Raw genomic sequence first — 19,984 nt, 5'->3', positions numbered from 1 at the left:
TTACTGTGCTACAAGGGAAAAGATAGATGTAACATTGAAAATGAAGATGTTATTTTGGAAAAGAAGCTCGTAACATAATTATGTTTGTAGTTTTATGAGCTGGCATATCTTTGCAGAAAAAGATCAGTAATTCATATTTGATTATAAAGAAAATAAGAGGTATTATGAAGAATACACAGGTAATACAATTAATGTCAATCGTCCGGCTCTCCATATTTATGTTGGGGATAACAATGATGTCATGTAACTCAAAGAAAGAACAACAATTACCGGCTATTGGAAAATCTGTGGCTCTCTTTGATTATTTTTCCTATAAAGGAAATGATGATTTTTATATTTCCAATCCTCTGTCAGGTGAAGATTATTTTTATAATCCAATTTTGCCGGGATGGTATTCCGATCCTAGTGTTTGCACAAATGGAGAAGGTGATTATTTCCTGGTAACATCTACATTCACCTATTTTCCCGGTGTTCCTATTTTTCACAGCAAGGATTTGGTGAATTGGAAACAGATAGGACATGTGTTGAATCGTGCTTCGCAATTAGTGAAGATGGAAGGACAGAAAGTGAGTGGTGGTATTTTTGCCCCGGCTATTTCTTATAATCCGTATAACAAAACATATTATATGGTAACAACCAATGTAGGAGCCGGAAATTTCTTTGTTAAGACGCAAGACCCGTTTGGTGAATGGTCGGAACCCGTCATGTTGCCGGAGGTCGGAGGTATTGATCCTTCTTTCTTTTTTGATGAAGATGGTAAGGCATATATTGTTAATAATGATGAGGCTCCGGATAATAAACCTGAATATAGCGGACACCGTACTATACGCATACAAGAGTTTGATGTGAAGGCGGATAAGACGATCGGTCCCCGTAAAATTCTTGTAAACAAAGGAGCTCAACCGGCAGATAAACCAATTTGGATAGAAGGTCCTCATTTATATAAAATAAATGGAAAGTATTTCTTGATGTCCGCCGAAGGTGGAACGGGGAACTGGCATTCAGAAGTGATTTTCCGTGGTGATTCTCCGATGGGTAAATTTCTTCCATGGAAAAACAATCCGATTCTGACGCAAAGACATTTGAATTCTGACCGTCCTAATTCGGTAACCTGTGCTGGTCATGCAGACTTGATTCAAACAAAAGAGGGAGATTGGTGGGCTGTTTTTCTGGCTTGTCGTCCTATTAATAATCAGTTTGAGAATTTGGGACGTGAAACATTTATGATGCCGGTGAAATGGAGTGAAGACGGATTCCCGTACATGACACAAGGCGATGATTTAGTACCTATGATTGTAAAACGTGAGGGTGCGAAACGCGATACGACAGTTACTTATGGTAACTTCGAGTTAGTAGCGAACTTTGATTCTCCTGTACTTGACATGACTTGGATGACTTTGAGAGCTTCTGCATCCGATCTATATTCTTTGTCGGAAACACCCGGATACCTGACCTTGAAGTGTGCAGATATTAGCGCTACGGAAAAGAAAACTCCGGCATTTGTTTGTCGTCGGTTACAACATCATAAATTTGAATGTGCTACCCGTATGTTGTTCAATCCTTCTGACGATAAGGAAACAGCCGGAATGCTGTTGTTTAAAGATGAGACGCATCAATATTTTTTCTGCTTGAATAAAGTGGGTGAGAATAAAAATATTTCTCTGAAACAAATCGGTGAAAAGGAACAGACATTGGCTTCAGATGAAATAGACGCGGATACAAATGAGGTATATTTGAAATTAGTATCTCAAGGAATTGGTTACGATTTCTATTATTCTATTGATGGTGAAAAAAGCTGGAAACTGCTTTGTAAAGATGTAGATTCCAGTTATCTCTCTACTACAACGGCTGGTGGATTTACTGGTACTACAATCGGATTATACGCTACTTGCAAATAATTATTTTTTTTATATAAATCTAATACTAGTAACTATGAGTGGTATTTATAATGACGGCTAGTGCAATTAAAAAAAGAATGATGATTAGAAAACAATGTGGTTAATTAACATCTTAAACTAATGGTAATGAAAAATGTAACGAAGAAAATTCAAAAGATTCCTTACTTGTTTCTCCTTATGTTGTTTAGTTTTGTAACAGCACAAGCACAAAAAGAAATGACGGTGAGGGGAACAGTTCTTGACAGTAATGGTGAGACGATTATTGGGGCCTCAGTAGTTTTAAAGGGTAATAATTCAATAGGTACGATTTCAGATATAGATGGAAATTTTGTATTGACCGTACCCAATGAGAAGTCTACCCTTATTGTTTCGTATGTAGGAATGAAGCCACAGGAAGTAAAAGTGGTTTCCAAAGGTCTTATTAAAGTGGTGTTGGAAGATGATACTAAACAGCTGGAAGAAGTCGTAGTTGTAGGTTACGGACAACAGAAGAAAGCGAGTGTGGTAGGTGCTATCACGCAGACCACTGGAAAAGTATTGGAACGGGCGGCTGGCATTTCTGATATTGGTGCGGCGTTAACCGGTAACCTGCCGGGGGTTATAACGACTCAAAGCTCCGGTATGCCGGGTGAGGAAGAACCGAAAATCACAATACGTGGGACTAGTTCATGGAATAATAGTGACCCGTTGGTACTGGTGGATGGCATAGAACGTCCGATGAGCAGTGTGGATATTGCTTCTGTACAATCTATTTCTGTCTTGAAGGATGCTTCTGCAACTGCTGTTTATGGTGTGAAAGGTGCAAATGGTGTCATTTTAGTAACGACCAAACGCGGAACTGAGGGAGCTGCCCAAATAAACATTGCAGCCAATGCCACGATGAAGATACCTTCCAAACTTCCTAACAAGTTGGATTCTTATGATGCTTTGATGGCGCGCAATATGGCTATTGAGCATGAGTTGAGCTTGTATCCGGATTCATGGTCGTACATAAAGCCGCAGGCAATAATTAATAAGTATCGTAATCCGGCAAATTTGGAAGAAGCGGAACGCTATCCGAATGTGGACTGGCAGGATGTATTGTTCAAAGACTATGCGATGTCCTACAATACAAATGTGAATGTCAGCGGTGGTACTCGATTTGTAAAATATTTCGCTTCTGTCGATTATGTGCATGAGGGAGACTTGTTCGATGTATTTGATAATGGGCGTGATTATAATTCCGGTTATGGGTATGACAGAATTAATGTACGTAGTAATCTGGATTTCCAGATAACCAAGAGTACTGTTTTTAAGGTTAATGTAGCAGGTTCTAATGGATACAAGAAAACTCCTTATAATAATTCCAATTATGATAGTTCGGCCGACTGGTCGATTGCCCAGCAGTGGGCGGGGGCGTATAATATTGCTCCGGATGTATTCCTTCCAAAATATTCGGATGGTTCGTGGGGATATTATCCGAATATCTCGAATGTTACCAACTCTGCAGAAAATGTGTCATTGGGAGGTACGATGACTACCACTACTACACAGATAACAACTGACTTTGCATTGGAGCAGGATTTGAGCTTTATAACGAAAGGATTGAGTGCAAGAGCTATGGTTTCTTGGGATAATACTTTTGTAGAATGGAAGCGCGGTATCAATGACCTATATAACGACGCACAACATAAATGGATTAATCCGGATACAGGTGAGGTCAGTTATAAAAAGTCGTATGACAACAATACTGGTTTTGATTTTATGCAGGGTGTAATGTGGAATACGGAAGGTGGTGAAGTCAAGAATTGGGCGACACAGCGTAATCTTAATTATCAGGCACAATTAAATTGGGCCCGTAGTTTTGGAAAGCATAATGTTACCCTTATGGGATTGTTCAGTCGTCAGGAAACGGCTACAGGAAGTGAAATTCCTCACTATCGTGAAGACTGGGCATTCCGTACTACTTATAATTGGTCGGATCGGTATTTTATTGAATATAATGGTGCTTATAATGGTTCCGAGAAGTTCAGCAAAGAAAATCGTTTTGCGTTTTTTAATTCCGGTGCTATCGGATGGATGGTTAGTGAAGAACCGTTTATGAAATTCTTGAAAGAACGCAGAATTTTGGATATGTTGAAAATTCGTGCTTCTTACGGTGAAATTGGTGATGATAATGTAAAAACACGTTGGTTGTATATGAACCAATGGGCTTACGGCGGAACCTCGTCTTTGGATGTAGATCGTGGTGAAAGCCCATATACTTGGTATCGTGAATCAGCAGTAGGTAATTCTGATGTGCATTGGGAGAAAGTAAAGAAATTGAATTTTGGTATTGATTACTCGTTTTTGGATGGCTTGTTTGCAGGTAGCGTGGAAGTCTTTCGTGATAAACGTACTGATATTCTGGTGGGTGGAAGCGATCGGGCTATTCCTTCTTATTTTGGTACTACAGCAGTTACCGCTAACTTAGGTAAGGTTAGAACCAAAGGTTATGAGTTGGAACTTCGTATCAACAAGACATTTTCCAATAGGATGCGCGTTTGGGCTAATATGAGCATGACCCATGCGGAAAATAAGATACTTGAAAAAGACGATGCTCCATTGTTGGCTGGGTATCAAAAGGTGGCTGGTTATGCCATTGGTCAGAATAAGGCATATATTGATAATGGATATTTGAATTCTTATGACGATGTGATTGGTAGCCCGCAGCATGATACAAACAATTCACAACGTCTTCCCGGAGACTATTATATCGTCGATTTCAATGGTGATGGCGTAGTCGACAGCAAGGACCAAGCTCCTTACGGTTACTCTGATACTCCACAGAACACATATAATGCTACTCTTGGCTTTGAGTGGAAGGGATTCAGCGCTTTTGTACAGTTCTATGGTGTAAATAATGTGACTCGTGTCGTTCAGTTGACCAGTTTCGGCAGTCAGATGAATACGGTGTACGACCAGGGTAGTTGGTGGTCTGAGGCTGGCGATGCGGCCGATGTTGTAACTCCGCGCTGGTTGTCAAAGGTGAGCGGTTACAGTAATGGTACGCAATACTATTATGACGGTTCTTACATTCGTCTGAAAAATGCAGAGATAGCCTATACCTTTACAGATGGATGGGTGCGAAAACTCGGGGTGAAAAATTTGAAGATTTACTTAAATGGAAACAACTTATGGGTATGGTCTAAGATGCCGGACGACCGTGAATCGAATTATGCAGGTTCGGGCAATCAAGGGGCGTATCCTACGGTGAAACGTTTCAACTTAGGTGTTAAATTTACATTATAATCAAAGTACTATGAGAAAAATATATAGAACTCTTTTATGCGGTAGCTTATTGCTCTTCTCGTTGGGATTTTCATCTTGTGAGGACTATCTGGACAAGGAAGCTGACTCTACCGTGTCTGAAGAAGAAGCATTTAAGAACTTTAGGAATTTTCAGGGGTTTATCGAGGAAATATACAACTGTATTCCTGATAAGGAGAAGAACAATTATACTACTTCCTGGAACTGGGGAGATGATGAAATATTCAACCCGGAAGGTGACAGCCACATGACGCATCAGGTCGATTTGGGTAACTTCCGTGCATGGTCTACCAATAATCAATGCTGGCTCTATCGTACCGGCAGTGATCCTACGGCTACTTATCATCCGAACAGTGACGGCAATGCTAAGTTTAAACATTCACTGTGGCCACATGCATGGTATTGTATACGTAAGGCTAACATTGGCATCGCTAATCTAGAAAGGTTAACGGAAGCTACGGATGAGGAGAAAAATCTGATTGCCGGTCAACTTTATTTTTTCCGTGCATGGTGGCACTTTGAAATGATGCAATATTTTGGCGGATTGCCCTATATTGATACAGTCTTATCTGCTACAGAGAAAATGTCTTTGCCACGTCTGAGTTATCAGGAATGTGCGGATAAAGCGGCAGCCGATTTCCGTATGGCAGCGGATTTGCTTCCTATTAATTGGGATAACACAACTGTTGGCAAACAAACCGCGGGTAAGAATGATTTGCGTATCAACAAGATTATGGCATTAGGCTATCTGGGCAAGAATTATCTTTGGGCTGCCAGTCCTTTGATGGAGCATGGTGCGCAGCTAGGTGGAAGCAATACTTACAATTACAATACAGAATATGCAAAAAAAGCTGCAGAGGCATTCGGAGAGTTACTGACACTTGTCGAAAGCGGGCAGACGCAATATGCATTGGCGCAGTTTGATTATAGTGATATTTACAATCATACCAAATCGGCATCTGCTTCTGATAGTTATTCTGAAATATTCTATACTACTGGTCAGAACTGGAAAATGCCGGGTACTACAGAAGCTATTTTCCGTGGTCCGTCCGAAGACTTCAACGGTAGTAACTGGAATATGACCAAATTGTGGGGACCTAAAATTTATGGTTTGGTTGAACATGATAATATCATTCACCAGCCTACCGCCAACTATGTGAATTTGTATGGTATGGAGAACGGTTTGCCATTGAGTGAAGATGAAACAAAATCCGGTTTTAGAAAGAATTTTCCATTTAGAAATCGTGATGCCCGTTTTTATCATGACATAGTTTTTGACGGATTCCATTATGTCAATGCAGCTATTCCTGAAGCAGACAAGGAATTCTTGCGCTATTGCACCCTGTATACGGGTGGAGCTATGAGAGCCGTGGCCAATGCCAGCCGTACCGGCTATTTCATCCAGAAATTAGTACCGCATCAGGCTAATAAATATGATGGGCTCTATAATTGGTCGGGTAACCTGCATACATACTTACCTTACATGCGTTTGGCGGATATTTATCTGATGTACGCTGAAGCTTGTGCGGCAGTAGATGGTGCTGCAGGTAAATCTACGAATTTTGGTAAAACGGCCGAAGATGCGATCAATACTTTGCGTAAACGTGCGGGAGTAGGCCCTGTTGGTGGAGGAGAGCCGGGTGATGAAAAAGGTACTCTTTGTCCGGAATATATTTCTAATTCCCAGAAATTTATGGATGAAGTTCGTCGTGAACGTGCTGTCGAGTTGTCTTTCGAAGGTTTCCGCTTTAACGATTTGCAGCGTTGGTTGCTGCTGACCGAAGAACCCTATACTATTAAGACTTCACAAGAATTCGAACGTGTAGAGAATGAAGACTTTTATAAGAATAATGATCCGGCAGAGGCAGAAGTGAGAAACTTCCGTGAGGTGACTATTTTGAAACGGGTATTTGGAACGAAGCATTACTGGTTCCCCTTATTGGATAATGACGTGTATCTGTATGCTGAATTCCCGCAGAATCCGGGATGGTAATTCCTTATGGTTACTGAATGTATAATTATAAATGAATAAACAATGAAACATATATATAGAAGACTCATTCTCAGTGCAGTGCTTGTTTTTCCGGTTGTTATTTCTACCGGTGCACAAGAGTTGGCAGGGGATAATGCAAGTTCGCTGCAAAACGATTCGTTGGTGCAGGTAGCTTTCCGAAAGGTTTCTCAGAGCAATTTATTAGGAGGTGTCTCAGTAGTAAATGTAGAGGAATTGACGAAGAAAAATTACAATACATGGAGCTTGACCGATATGCAGGGATATGTCGGTGGTTACAATGGAAACTCATTGTGGGGAATGGATGAAAAGCTGATATTGGTGGACGGGGTACCTCGCAATATTGATTATATTTCTCCTACGGAAATCAGCCAAATAACCTTTTTGAAAGGTGCGCAAGCTGTGGTGCTCTATGGTAGTCGTGCGGCTAAAGGAGTAATTATGATTACAACCAAAAGAGGTAAGAGTACGGACCTTCAAGTAGATGTACGTGCTAATACAGGGTTTTATGTCGCAAAGAGTTACCCCGAATATTTAGGTTCGGCCGAATACATGACTCTTTATAATGAAGCACGTGCCAATGACGGGCTCGGTACTCTCTATAGCGCGGAAGATATTTACCATTATGGATCCGGTGAGAATCCTTATCGTTATGCTAATGTGAATATGTATTCGTCGGACTATATCAAGAAGGCATATAATCGTTCGGATGTTACAGCCGAAATTTCGGGTGGCAATCATCGTGCCCATTTTTATACGAATATAAATTATCTTCGTTCCAATGACGTTTTCAAAATCGGTGAAGCGAAGCATAATGGGACCAATGGTTTAAATATTCGCGGTAACGTAGATTTGACATTGAATGACTTTATTACAGCTTATGTGAATGCTAAAGTATCTTTCTATTCACGTCGTAGTGCCAATGGCTCTTATTATTGGAGTGCGGCATCTACATTGCGTCCCAATCGTATTTCTCCGTTGATTCCGTTGAGCTATATTGATGCAAATGCAGCCAGTGCATGGGATTTGGTGGCGAATAGCAATAATATAGTTGATGGAAAATACTTTTTGGCAGGAACACAATCTGATATGACAAATGTATTTGGCGATTATTATGCTTCAGGTTATAGCAAAGCAACAGATCGTTCGTTCCAGTTTGATGCGGGAGTGAACATTGGTTTGGACAAGGTGTTGAAAGGACTCTCTTTTCATACTCGGTTTTCTGTAGATTACTCTACTGCTTATATCACTTCTTATAATAACAGCTATGCCACATATGCTCCTACCTGGTCTAATAATGGGGGGAAAGATATTATTGTCGGTTTGACAAAATACAATGAGGATAAGAAGTCTGGTGTGCAGAATATCAGCGGCAGTTCGGATAACCAGACTGTTTTATTCTCCGGTCAGTTCGATTACGAGAACACTTTTAATGATGATCATCATTTGGCTGCCATGTTAATAGCCTCCGGTTATCAACAAAGTTATTCAGGAGAATATCATAAGACAAGCAATGTAAATTTGGGCATGCAGTTGGGATATAACTTCCGCAATAAATATTATGCCGATTTTGGTGGGGCTGTTATACATTCTGCAAAGTTGGCTCCGGGACATCGTAATGCTTTCTCACCTTCTTTGACATTGGGCTGGAGATTATCCAACGAGAGCTTTCTGGAAAAATCTCCGGTAGTGGACGAACTGATGTTGAGTGTGTCTGGCAGTATCTTGAATACGGATTTGGGAATTGACAACTATTATATGTATGATGGTTATTACAACCAATCAGACGGTGCATGGTGGGGATGGCGCGAGAGTGTATCACTACACTCTACTAACTCTAAACAAGGGGCGAATGAAGACTTGAGCTTTATCAGGCGTAAAGAGCTTTCTGTTAATCTGAAAACTTCTTTATGGAACCGGATGATAACAGCGGATGCATCTTTCTTTGTTAATTCAATCGAAGGTAAAATCGTGACTTCTACTACTCAGTATCCGGAGTATTTCTTCACTTATTATCCGACCGCTTCGTTTCGTCCGTACATCAACTACGATAATGACCGTCGCATGGGATTTGATTTCAACGTAAACTACAACAAACGTTTCGGTAAGGTTGATTTTACAGCGGGCGTTACCGGAACTTACTATACAACGAAAGCTACCAAGCGGGATGAATTGCATCAGGATAAATACCAATACCGTAAAGGATATGCTGTTGACGGTATTTGGGGATTACAGTGCATCGGATTCTTCAAGGATGAGCAGGACATCATAGATTCTCCTGAACAGCGTCTTGGCGGTACAATAAGACCGGGTGATTTGAAATATGTAGATCAGAATAATGACGGTATAATTGATGATAAAGATCAGGTTTATCTGGCTCGTGGCGGTTGGTATGGAGCTCCCTTGGCGTTGGGTATAAACTTGACTGCTAAATGGAAAGGATTAACTTTCTTTGTATTGGGTACAGGTGAGTTTGGCGGACATGCCATGAAAAACAACGAGTCTTATTATTGGATATCCGGTGAAGATAAATACTCGGCAGTAGTCCGGGGGCGTTGGACTCCGGAAACGGCAGCAACAGCTACTTATCCGCGTTTGACTACAGAAAGTGGAACTAATAACTTTTATTCTTCCGACTTCTGGATGTATAAGACGGATGCTTTCCGTTTGGCAAAAGTACAGGTCACGTATGACCTGCCTTCCAAGTGGTTTAAGAATAGTTTTGTTCATGGAGTATCCGCATATATCAGCGGTTCTGATTTGCTCACAATATCCAAGGAACGCAAGGCGCTGGAATTGAATGTTGGCTCCAGCCCGCAATGCCGCTTCTATAATTTAGGTGTGACTGCAACTTTCTAATACAGATTATTTCAATAATTAAAGAACGAAATTATGAAAAATATATTCAAATTATTGGCTTTCTTACCTCTGCTGACTGCTTGTGACGATTTGTTTGAACCGGCACTGGAGAACAACAGAGATCTTGAGGCTATGTATAAAGAACCGAGCTATGCGCAGGGTATACTTGCGAACGCTTATATTATACTTCCTTACGAAACTTCACCTACAAGTGACTTGGCTACGGATGATGCTGTGACTAATGAGATTTCCAGTAACTATCTGCGAATGGCTACAGGTTCCTGGACTGCCAATAATAATCCGGTTTCCCAGTGGCAGAATCGTTTCAATGCTATCCAGTATATCAATCTTTTTTTGGAGAATGTAGATAAGGTAGAATGGGCAAAAGATGAACGTATCTCTACCATGTTTCTTGATCGTTTGAAAGGAGAGGCTTATGGGTTGCGTGCACTGCATATGTATTATTTGTTACGTGCACATGGTGGCAAGATTGCGGACGGCACATTGATGGGAGTACCTATTATTTTGAAATCGGAAGGACCGGATGCGGATTTTAATCATGCTCGTGCCACTTATTCCGATTGCGTGAAGCAAATAATGGAAGATGCCGGTAAGGCTATCGAATTATTGCCGCTCGATTATAAGAAATTTGCAGATAGTGAGATACCGGAAAAATATAAAAACATCGGTGTGACGAATGCGAGTGATTATCGGCGTGTTTGTGGTGAAGAATATAGAGGGTTGATGAGCGGACGGATTGCATTGGCAGTCCGTGCACAAACGGCTCTGTTAGCTGCCAGTCCGGCATTTCAAAGCGGGTCGGGAATGACTTGGGAACAAGCTGCCGATTATGCTGCTGAAATTATAGAGAAAGCTAACGGTGGCGGCGGCTGCGGGCTGGATGCAGATGGATTGGAGTGGTATACACTTGCGGATAAAGATTATGGAACGGGCGGCAGTCCCGCTGAGGTTATTTGGCGTAGTAGTACAGATGATAATAATACATTGGAAACAGCTAACTTCCCTCCATCACTTTACGGAAACGGTCGTGTCAATCCTACCCAGAATCTGGTGGATGCCTTTCCTATGGCGAATGGTTACCCTATTTCTGAAACATCAGGCAATTACAATGCAGAAAACCCGTATGATAACCGTGATCCGCGTTTGGCAAAATACATCGTTTACAATGGTAGCAAGCAAGGTCCTAGTGATACGGAAATTATTACAGGGACTTACGGTACGAATACGGACGTTGTGAATAAGGAAAGCGGAAAGTCTACTCGTACAGGTTATTACTTGCGGAAACTATTGCGTAAAGAGTGTAACCCTAATTCACAGTATAATACAAAGAAGAAGCATTATACGGCACGTATCCGTTATACAGAGATGTTTCTGATTTATGCGGAGGCGGCTAATGAGGCTTGGGGACCACAGAATAATCATGGACATCTTTTTAGTGCTTATGATGTAATCAAAGCCATTCGTACGCGTGCCGGTTTAGGTCTGGATAATGGAGATGCTTATTTGGAGAGTATAAAGGATAATAAAGACAAGATGCGTGAACTAATCCGTAATGAACGCCGTATCGAACTTTGTTTTGAGAATTTCCGTTTCTGGGATTTACGTCGCTGGAATGTTGATTTGACCAAACTGAATGAAACTGCTCTTGGGGTGGAAATAAGCAAGAGCGGTTCTATAATGAACTACTCTCCGCTTACGGTAGAGAAAAGAAAGTATGAGGAGTATATGATTTACGGGCCAATACCTTTTGCTGAAGTAATGAAGTGGAGCAATCTGGAACAGAATGCCGGTTGGAAATAATTGTAAAATAATAAATAATGAAGCATATGAAATTAATTAAATTAATATTTGCCATGTCAGTTGGAGTTTTTGTTTCATGGACGATGACATCCTGTGAAAATCAAGATAATGAATTTCCTGATTATGAGGGCGGCACTTCAGTCTATTTTGCAACCCAGTATCCGGTGAGAACGTTGGTTATGGGTGAAGATGAGTATGATACGACGTTGGACAACGCTCATAAATGTAAGATTAATGCTACTATGGGCGGTGTTTATGCTAATAAGAAGGATATCACGATAGATATTGAAGTAGACAATACATTGTGTGATAACCTTTATTACTCGTACACTTCTACATCTGAGAATGTGCCGGTAAAAGCTATGCCTTCCAATTACTATACATTATCCGATGATAAGATCACTCTGAAGAATGTATTGATGGATGGTGTGGAAGTCTCATTTACTGATGCTTTCTTTGCTGATCCCGAAGCGCTGACCGCTACCTATGTCATACCTTTGGTAATGACAGGTGTGACTAATGCTGACCGTATTTTGAATGGTACTTTGTCCGAAGGGGCAGAAGCCGTCAGATGTAATTCGTCAGTGTGGTTGGTGCAACCACAGGATTATGTACTTTATTGTGTGAAATACATCAATAAATGGACTGGTAAGTATCTGCGTCATGGCGTGGACAAAGTGACAGAAAACGGGACAACTACCGAGAATGATCGTCATAACGAGTATGTAGAAGATGATGAAATATGTCAGACTGTAACAAAATCCTTGACTGAAACCATTCTTACAGTTACTACCAATTTGGGGACAACGGACAATCCGCGTAATATCAGTTATAAGTTACTGCTGGCTTTTAATGGCGATGAATGTGTGGTTTCCGGGTTGGACGGCGTTACGGCTACTGGTACAGGTAAGTTTGTTCAAGACGGTGAGAAGAATAGTTGGGGCAATAAAGATCGTGATGCCATTTATTTGAAGTATACTGTGGATTTCAGTAATGGATTAAAGTTTGAAACAGAAGATACATTGGTTGCGCATAGTCGTGGTGTGGCAAGAGAAGATTTTACGCCGGTCTATGTGAAGAATTAATCGTTAAATCTAGAAGAATATGAAATACTATAATAGAATTTTACTGCTTGCTATGGTTGTCGGAATAACTGTATCTTGTGCGGATGCGCTTTTTGCGGACTACAAGACGGAGAAACCGGAGAGTCTGAAAAAGTATGAGTACTTGAACGAATATGGTGATTTGAAAACATATATTGATCGTATCTCCCATCCCGATTTCAAGTTGGGAACGGGAGTCACGGTGAGTGACTTCTTGAAGCAAGATTTGGTTTATACTTTGACTGTCAATAACTATGACGACGTGACGGCTGGTAATGCCATGAAATATAGCTCCTGTGTAGATGCCAAAGGAAATATGGATTTCGGTACAGTCAAGAAGTTTGTGAAAACTGCTAAAGAAACGGGAATCAGTATTTACGGGCATACGCTCTGTTGGCATTCACAGCAGCAAAATGCTTATTTGAATGGGCTGATTGCGGATAAAGAACCGGAACCGGTTCCTGGTAGTTCAGAAATCGCACTTCATATAAAAACCTCGAAGCCTCAAGCGAATGTATGGGATTGGGAATTGTATTATGATTTGGATGAAGCATTAATAGCAAATCAAGAATATACTATAAGTGTGCGGATGAAGGCTTCTTCGGCTATAACCTTTCCGTTCTGGCCGGGGAAGAAAGATGGGACTGACACTCAATATGGTGCAGGGACCTTTTCAGCGGGTGAGCAATGGTCAACTAACACATTCACGTTTACGCCTTCTGCTGATATAGATAGGTTACGATTCTGTTTCGGTTTGTTTGGCGGTGATTTGTATTTTGATGATTTAACATTGACTGCCGCGGGCTCTGATAGGAATTTGATTATAAACTCTACTTTCGAAGAAAGCAAAGATTTGTCCCGATGGAGCAAAGCGAGTTGGATTGATTTTACCTATGGTATAGAGGAGGTTCAGGAAAGTGGATCCGTGTTAACTAATGTATATATATTAGAGGATGACTTTTCAAGTGGAACAGCTATGATGGGGTGGGGAAATAATTCGACTCGGCAGGTGATTGACGGAGTACATCAAATGACAAATTCGTCGGAAGTAAATCCTTGGGAAGCACAGGCTGGCTATGATTTTTCAGCTCCTTTGACAGAAGGGACTACCTATTTCTTAAAGATGAAGATTAAAGGCAGTGTAGCAGGTAGTATTGGGGCGGCCTTTCAAAAACCGGACGGATTTGCCGGGCGTGGTGACTTCCCTTCTATACCAATTACAACAGAATGGGAAGAAGTTACTGTATTTACCAACTGCACGGGAGATGCGGCTACTCGTATTCTTTTTAATTATGGGAAGTATGTCGGTACCATCTATATTGATGATTTGTCTATATATTGGCAGAAATCGGGTAATACGATTCCTCTGACTCCGGAAGAGAAAGAAGAAATCCTAACGAACGAATTGGAGCGTTGGATTAAAGGTATGTTGGAATCTTGCGGTGGTTATGTTAAGGCATGGGATGTCGTGAATGAACCTATTTCCGGAAAAGATTCGGATGGGGATGGCTATTACGATCTTCAGTCAGCTTCTCAAACAGATGATAATGGTGTTTCCGGTGAAAACTTCTATTGGCAGGATTATTTGGGTGATGATTACGCCCGTATTCCGATTAAGTTTGCGCGTAAGTATTTTGCGGAGTCCGGTGGTAACCCTGATGAGTTGAAGCTTTTTATTAACGACTATAATCTGGAATCCGACTGGGATCAGAATAAGAAGTTAAAGAGCTTGATACATTGGATCGAACGTTGGGAGTCTGACGGGGAAACAAAGGTGGACGGTATCGGTACTCAAATGCATGTGTCTTACTATATGAATCCTGCTACTCAGGCTAGTAAGGAAAACGCCATTATCAATATGTTTACCCTGTTAGCTTCTACCGGTAAGCTCATAAAGATCACAGAATTGGATATGGGTATTGTCGATGCAGCTGGTGAAACGATACTGACAGAGAATCTGACAGACGAAATGCAGCAGAATATGTCTGATTTCTATCAGTTCATTATTGAGAAATATTTTGAGATTATTCCAGTGGCACAGCAATATGGCATCACTCATTGGAGTCCGACAGACAGCCCTTCTGAAAACTCCTTCTGGAGAAAAGGACAACCAATTGGTCTGTGGGATTTGAATTACAATCGCAAACCTGTCTATGTTGGTTTCCTTGAAGGTTTGAAAAATGGTACTGCCAGTAAATAAATGAGATAGAGAACTATCATGTAGTTTATGCTGATTTAGATTAGGCACGCTCGTCCGGATAGCGGAGTCTCTCGATAGAGCTCCGCTATTATTTTAAATAGATGTAATTAAATAGATTGATGAAATTATGAAAAGAATAATAGGTATATTAACTTTGTCTTGTCTGTTGTTTTCTGCTTGTGGCAAGGATGAAATTCCGCAAGAGGAAAACGAAAAAAAAACAGAAGAAACAACACCCGGTGATGATACCGGCGGTGATGAATCGGATGATGATCCTGATTCTCCGAAGCTGGTTGTTCCTTTACATGTAGAGGGACGTTATCTGAAAAATGAACAAGGGAAAATTGTCAACTTGCATGGATTTACGCAGACTTATAGTCCTTATTTTAATAACAACGCATGGAGTAATTATGATGTAAGCAGTTGTCTTAGCTATAACAAAAGTATGGTGGATAAAATACTGGCTGCCGGATGGAAATTTAACTTTGTACGTCTGCACATGGATCCTTATTGGAGTGATGATACTACGTTGCCTTATGTGCGTTATGAAGGACATGAACGTTTCTCGGAAACACGTTTCAAGAAGTACCTGAAAGAGTTATTTGTCCCGATGGCGGAATATTTTATTTCTAAAGGGATGTATGTGGTGATGCGCCCGCCGGGAGTTTGTCCACATGCAGGTGATACTGAAGATAACAGGTATCTAGGTATAGAGTTGGGAGATTCTTATCAGGAGTTTCTGCTGAAAGTATGGGACATTGTATCGCAGAATGCTGTTGTGAAGAATAATCCCGGGATTATGTTCGAATTGGCTAATGAACCCGTTCATATAAAAGGTACAGACGGTAAATATGGTGGTGACGGTGATGCTTGCTTCATCAATATGCAAAAGTATTTTCAGGCGATTGTTGATAAAATACGTGGAAATGCTTGTAACAATATCATTTGGGTACCCGGATTGGGCTGGCAATCTCAGTATAGTGGCTATAAAGACCATCGTATCGAAGGAGAAAATATTGGTTTTGCCGTACACTGTTATCCGGGCTGGTATGGAAGTGATGCCGAACAGGACAGTGGTGAAGGAAATGGCTCCTCTACAGGAGGGGGATATGAACCTTTCCAACGTGGTTGGGACAAGCAAGTAGGTCCGGTAGCTAGTTTTGCTCCTGTCATGGTGACTGAGATAGACTGGGCACCGAAGAAATATGATGCAACATGGGGGAAAAGTATTACGGGAGTGGCGAAAGGCGAAGGTTTTGGAGCTAATTTCAAATACATAGCCGATCAATCCGGCAATGTTTCCTGGCTGTTCTTTACTACAAAGTCTCATGAACTGGCTGCTTTTAAGGATGTAGCGGGTGAACCGGGAAACTATACTTTTTTGAATGATCCGGAAGCGTGCCCGTGGGCTATTTATCACTGGTTTAAAGAGTATGCCGAAATGGATGAATAATAATATCAGTTTTGTTACAAGATGAAGAAGATTATATTATTAAGTTGTTTATTATGTGCAGGCATATTTGCCTTTGCACAAGACCCGAATTTCCATATTTATCTTTGTCTGGGACAATCCAATATGGAAGGGTATGCAAAGATCGAGGCCCAGGATACGTGCAATGTCAATGAACGCTTTCTGATGATGGCGGCTGTTGATTGTCCGTCTTTGGGACGTGTCAAAGGACAGTGGTATAAGGCTATTCCTCCGTTGGTACGTTGCCATACAGGGTTAACACCGGCCGATTATTTCGGACGTACGTTAGTGGAAAGGCTGCCTGATAATATTAAGGTAGGTGTCATCAATGTAGCTGTAGGTGGTTGCAGGATTGAACTGTTTGATGAGGAGAATTGCGAAGAGCATATTGCCTCTCAACCGGAATGGCTGAAAAATACCGCGAAAGCGTATGGTAATAATCCTTACCGTAGACTAAAGGAATTGGCTGTAGAAGCACAAAAAGCGGGAGTGATTAAAGGTATCCTCTTGCATCAGGGCGAGTCTAATACTGGTGATAAAGAGTGGCCTCAAAAAGTAAAGAGAGTCTATGAGAATTTGTTGGGGGATTTGAATCTTCAGGCAAAGGATGTTCCCTTACTGGCGGGAGAAGTAGTGCATGCCGACCAGAATGGCAGATGTGCAAGTATGAATGAGATAATCAATACGCTGCCACAGGTGATTCAGACTGCGTACGTGATTCCTTCTTCGGGCTGTCCTGCCGCAGAAGATAATTTGCATTTCACGGCAGAAGGATACAGAAAATTGGGAGTGCGGTATGCCGAGAAACGACTCCTTTTGTTAGAGAAAGAACCAAACTCCGGGATTACTACCGAACCGGCGTCCACTAATATTCCGGGATATGACTATCCTCGGGTGGATAAAGAGGGGCGTGCTCATTTTCGTTTCTATGCTCCGCAGGCTACCAAGCTACAAGTGGATTGTTGCGGAAAGAAGTATGATATGTGGAAAGATGCCGGAGGACTCTGGACAGCAACGACCAACCCTCTGCCTGTAGGATTCCATTATTATTTCCTGATTGCAGACGGGGTGTCGGTAACAGATCCTTCCAGTTATACGTTCTTCGGTTGTTGCCGTATGGCAAGTGGCATCGAAATCCCTGAAGGTGAGGAGGGGAATTATTATCGTCCTCAACAGGTACCTCACGGGCAGGTTCGTTCCTGTACGTATTACTCCGAAACGCAGAAAGAGTTCCGTCGGTGTATGGTATATACGCCGGCAGAGTATGCAACTCATCCGAAGAAGCGCTATCCGGTATTGTATCTGCAACATGGCATGGGTGAAGATGAAACCGGCTGGAGCACGCAGGGAAAGATGAATCATATTATGGACAACCTGATTGCATCCGGTCAGTGTGTGCCGATGCTCGTGGTGATGGATAGCGGTGATGTGGAAGCTCCGTTCCGGCCGCGTCCGGGAAAAGATATGAACGAGGAGCGGGCTTTGTATGGCGCCACCTTTTATGACGTTATTCTGAAAGACCTGATTCCTATGATAGACCGGACATTCCGTACGAAAACTGACCGCGAACACCGTGCTATGGCAGGACTCTCGTGGGGAGGACATCAGACTTTCAATACGGTTCTGCCTCATCTCGATAAGTTTTCTTATATCGGAAGTTTCAGCGGGGCGATTTTCGGTCTGGATATGAAGACTTGTTTTAACGGAGTGTTTGCGGATGCGGACAAGTTTAATAAGAAAGTGAATTATTTCTTTCTCGGCTGTGGCACGGAGGAACAAATGGGAACAAAGAAAATGGTGGATTCACTCCGGAAACTGGGTATCGAGGTTGATTATTACGAATCGCAAGGCACAGCGCATGAATGGCTCACGTGGAGACGTTGCCTGAAAGAATTTGTACCACATTTATTTAAACACTGAAAATAGCATGAAAATGAAATCTACATTTATCGCAGCCACATTGTTGCTCGTTTCGGTTATGACCGAAGGAGGACTGTCGGCACAAAACCCGATTGTGCAAACTTGCTTTACTACAGACCCGGCTCCTATGGTGCACGACGGCACCTTGTATGTGTATACGGGACACGATGAAGACAAGGCTGATTTTTTCTGGATGCAGGAATGGCGTGTGTATTCTACCAAAGATATGGTAAATTGGACTGACCATGGTTCTCCTCTTGCTATTGAATCATTTGCTTGGGCGGACGACCGTGCCTGGGCAGCACAGTGCATCGAACGTAATGGTAAGTTTTATTGGTATGTCTGTTTACACTCTAAACTGACCAATGCCATGGCAATCGGTGTGGCGGTAGGCGATACGCCTGTCGGTCCTTTTAAGGATGCCATCGGTAAACCCCTTCATGACGGAAGCTGGGACTATATTGATCCTACGGTCTTCATTGATGATGACGGTCGTGCTTATCTGTATTGGGGAAATCCCAATATCTATTATGCAGAACTGAATGACGACATGATTTCCTTGAAAGGTGAAGTGGGCAAACTGGAACAGACTATTGAAAGTTTCGGTGCACCCAATCCGGAAAAGCGTGTCAAAGGTGTTAAGTATAAAGATACTTATACTGAAGGTCCATGGCTTCATAAACGGGAAGGAAAATACTATCTTCTTTATGCTGCCGGAGGTGTACCCGAACATATTGCCTATTCCATGAGTGACGGACCTCTTGGACCGTGGAAGTATATGGGAGAAATCATGCCTTTACAGGATACGGGCTCGTTTACCAACCATTGTGGGGTGATAGACTATAAAGGCAATTCCTACTTTTTCTACCATACAGGTAAACTGCCAGGTGGCGGAGGCTTCGGGCGAAGTGCAGCGGTGGAGCAGTTCAAATATAACGCTGACGGCACTTTCCCGATTATTAATGCTACCCGGGAAGGGGTGTCACCAGTAGGCACGCTCAATCCTTACGAAAGGGTGGAAGCTGAAACAATCGCTTTTTCTGAAGGAGTGAAGTCCGAGCCAAATGTGAAAACCGGTATATATATATCTGAAATTCATAATGGAGACTATCTAAAGGTACGTGAAGTGGATTTCGGCAATAAATCTCCCAAACGGTTTACAGCTACCGTTGCCAGTGCCCTTCGTGGCGGGACACTTGAAGTACGTACAGACAGTATAAGCGGACCATTAATTGCGGAACTGACTATTCCTTCAACGGGAGGTTGGGAATGCTGGAAAACATTGCAGGCTGATATTGTAAAACCGGTCACAGGAATACAAGATATTTATTTTGTATTCAAAGGACGTAAAGGCTGTAAACTGTTTAACTTTGATTGGTACAAGTTTAACAGATAAACATGCTAGAGAGCAGT

Annotated in this window: 9 protein-coding genes and 1 pseudogene; all 10 read left to right on the top strand. The window is 41.9% G+C overall.

Annotated features, from left to right (window positions below; genetic code table 11):
* The first annotated feature begins 164 nt into the window (after window positions 1–164).
* The 10 genes and pseudogenes from GD630_RS02310 to GD630_RS02265 all read left to right on the top strand — a co-directional run bounded on the left by GD630_RS02310 (window position 165) and on the right by GD630_RS02265 (window position 19,967).
* Entirely contained in the window at window positions 165–1,898 is a 1,734-nt protein-coding gene (locus GD630_RS02310; RefSeq protein WP_143867423.1) for a glycoside hydrolase family 43 protein, read from the top strand.
* Window positions 1,899–2,018: 120 nt separating this feature from the next.
* The gene (locus tag GD630_RS02305; protein WP_182505689.1) at window positions 2,019–5,168 is read left to right on the top strand and encodes a SusC/RagA family TonB-linked outer membrane protein; all 3,150 of its coding nucleotides are present in this window, start codon (window positions 2,019–2,021) and stop codon (window positions 5,166–5,168) included.
* Window positions 5,169–5,178: 10 nt separating this feature from the next.
* Window positions 5,179–7,179, top strand: a complete 2,001-nt coding sequence (locus GD630_RS02300; RefSeq protein WP_143867429.1) for a RagB/SusD family nutrient uptake outer membrane protein — start codon at window positions 5,179–5,181, stop codon at window positions 7,177–7,179.
* A gap of 42 nt (window positions 7,180–7,221) precedes the next feature.
* Window positions 7,222–10,056 (top strand): SusC/RagA family TonB-linked outer membrane protein, encoded by a 2,835-nt coding sequence (locus tag GD630_RS02295; RefSeq protein ID WP_143867432.1) that lies wholly within the window; start codon window positions 7,222–7,224, stop codon window positions 10,054–10,056.
* Between the two features lie 33 nt (window positions 10,057–10,089).
* Window positions 10,090–11,877, top strand: a complete 1,788-nt coding sequence (locus tag GD630_RS02290; protein ID WP_143867436.1) for a RagB/SusD family nutrient uptake outer membrane protein — start codon at window positions 10,090–10,092, stop codon at window positions 11,875–11,877.
* Window positions 11,878–11,903: 26 nt separating this feature from the next.
* A complete protein-coding gene (locus tag GD630_RS02285; RefSeq protein ID WP_143867439.1) occupies window positions 11,904–12,962 on the top strand; it encodes a DUF5627 domain-containing protein in 1,059 nt (352 codons plus the stop codon).
* A 19-nt stretch (window positions 12,963–12,981) separates the two neighbouring features.
* Window positions 12,982–15,180 (top strand): endo-1,4-beta-xylanase, encoded by a 2,199-nt coding sequence (locus tag GD630_RS02280; protein ID WP_143867442.1) that lies wholly within the window; start codon window positions 12,982–12,984, stop codon window positions 15,178–15,180.
* A gap of 127 nt (window positions 15,181–15,307) precedes the next feature.
* A pseudogene (locus GD630_RS02275) lies at window positions 15,308–16,621 on the top strand (glycoside hydrolase family 5 protein); the annotation flags it as partial.
* Window positions 16,622–16,654: 33 nt separating this feature from the next.
* Entirely contained in the window at window positions 16,655–18,571 is a 1,917-nt protein-coding gene (locus GD630_RS02270; protein ID WP_143867445.1) for a sialate O-acetylesterase, read from the top strand.
* Window positions 18,572–18,578: 7 nt separating this feature from the next.
* Window positions 18,579–19,967 (top strand): glycoside hydrolase family 43 protein, encoded by a 1,389-nt coding sequence (locus GD630_RS02265; RefSeq protein WP_143867449.1) that lies wholly within the window; start codon window positions 18,579–18,581, stop codon window positions 19,965–19,967.
* The last annotated feature ends 17 nt before the right edge of the window (window positions 19,968–19,984 follow it).

Source organism: Bacteroides zhangwenhongii, from assembly GCF_009193325.2.
GTDB lineage: Bacteria > Bacteroidota > Bacteroidia > Bacteroidales > Bacteroidaceae > Bacteroides > Bacteroides zhangwenhongii.
This window is presented reverse-complemented; position numbering and strand designations above follow the sequence as displayed.

Coding starts and splice junctions, on each gene's coding strand:
- GD630_RS02310 (WP_143867423.1), top strand. CDS start 165: ATGAAGAATACACAGGTAATACAATTAATGTCAATCGTCCGGCTCTCC.
- GD630_RS02305 (WP_182505689.1), top strand. CDS start 2,019: ATGGTAATGAAAAATGTAACGAAGAAAATTCAAAAGATTCCTTACTTG.
- GD630_RS02300 (WP_143867429.1), top strand. CDS start 5,179: ATGAGAAAAATATATAGAACTCTTTTATGCGGTAGCTTATTGCTCTTC.
- GD630_RS02295 (WP_143867432.1), top strand. CDS start 7,222: ATGAAACATATATATAGAAGACTCATTCTCAGTGCAGTGCTTGTTTTT.
- GD630_RS02290 (WP_143867436.1), top strand. CDS start 10,090: ATGAAAAATATATTCAAATTATTGGCTTTCTTACCTCTGCTGACTGCT.
- GD630_RS02285 (WP_143867439.1), top strand. CDS start 11,904: ATGAAATTAATTAAATTAATATTTGCCATGTCAGTTGGAGTTTTTGTT.
- GD630_RS02280 (WP_143867442.1), top strand. CDS start 12,982: ATGAAATACTATAATAGAATTTTACTGCTTGCTATGGTTGTCGGAATA.
- GD630_RS02270 (WP_143867445.1), top strand. CDS start 16,655: ATGAAGAAGATTATATTATTAAGTTGTTTATTATGTGCAGGCATATTT.
- GD630_RS02265 (WP_143867449.1), top strand. CDS start 18,579: ATGAAAATGAAATCTACATTTATCGCAGCCACATTGTTGCTCGTTTCG.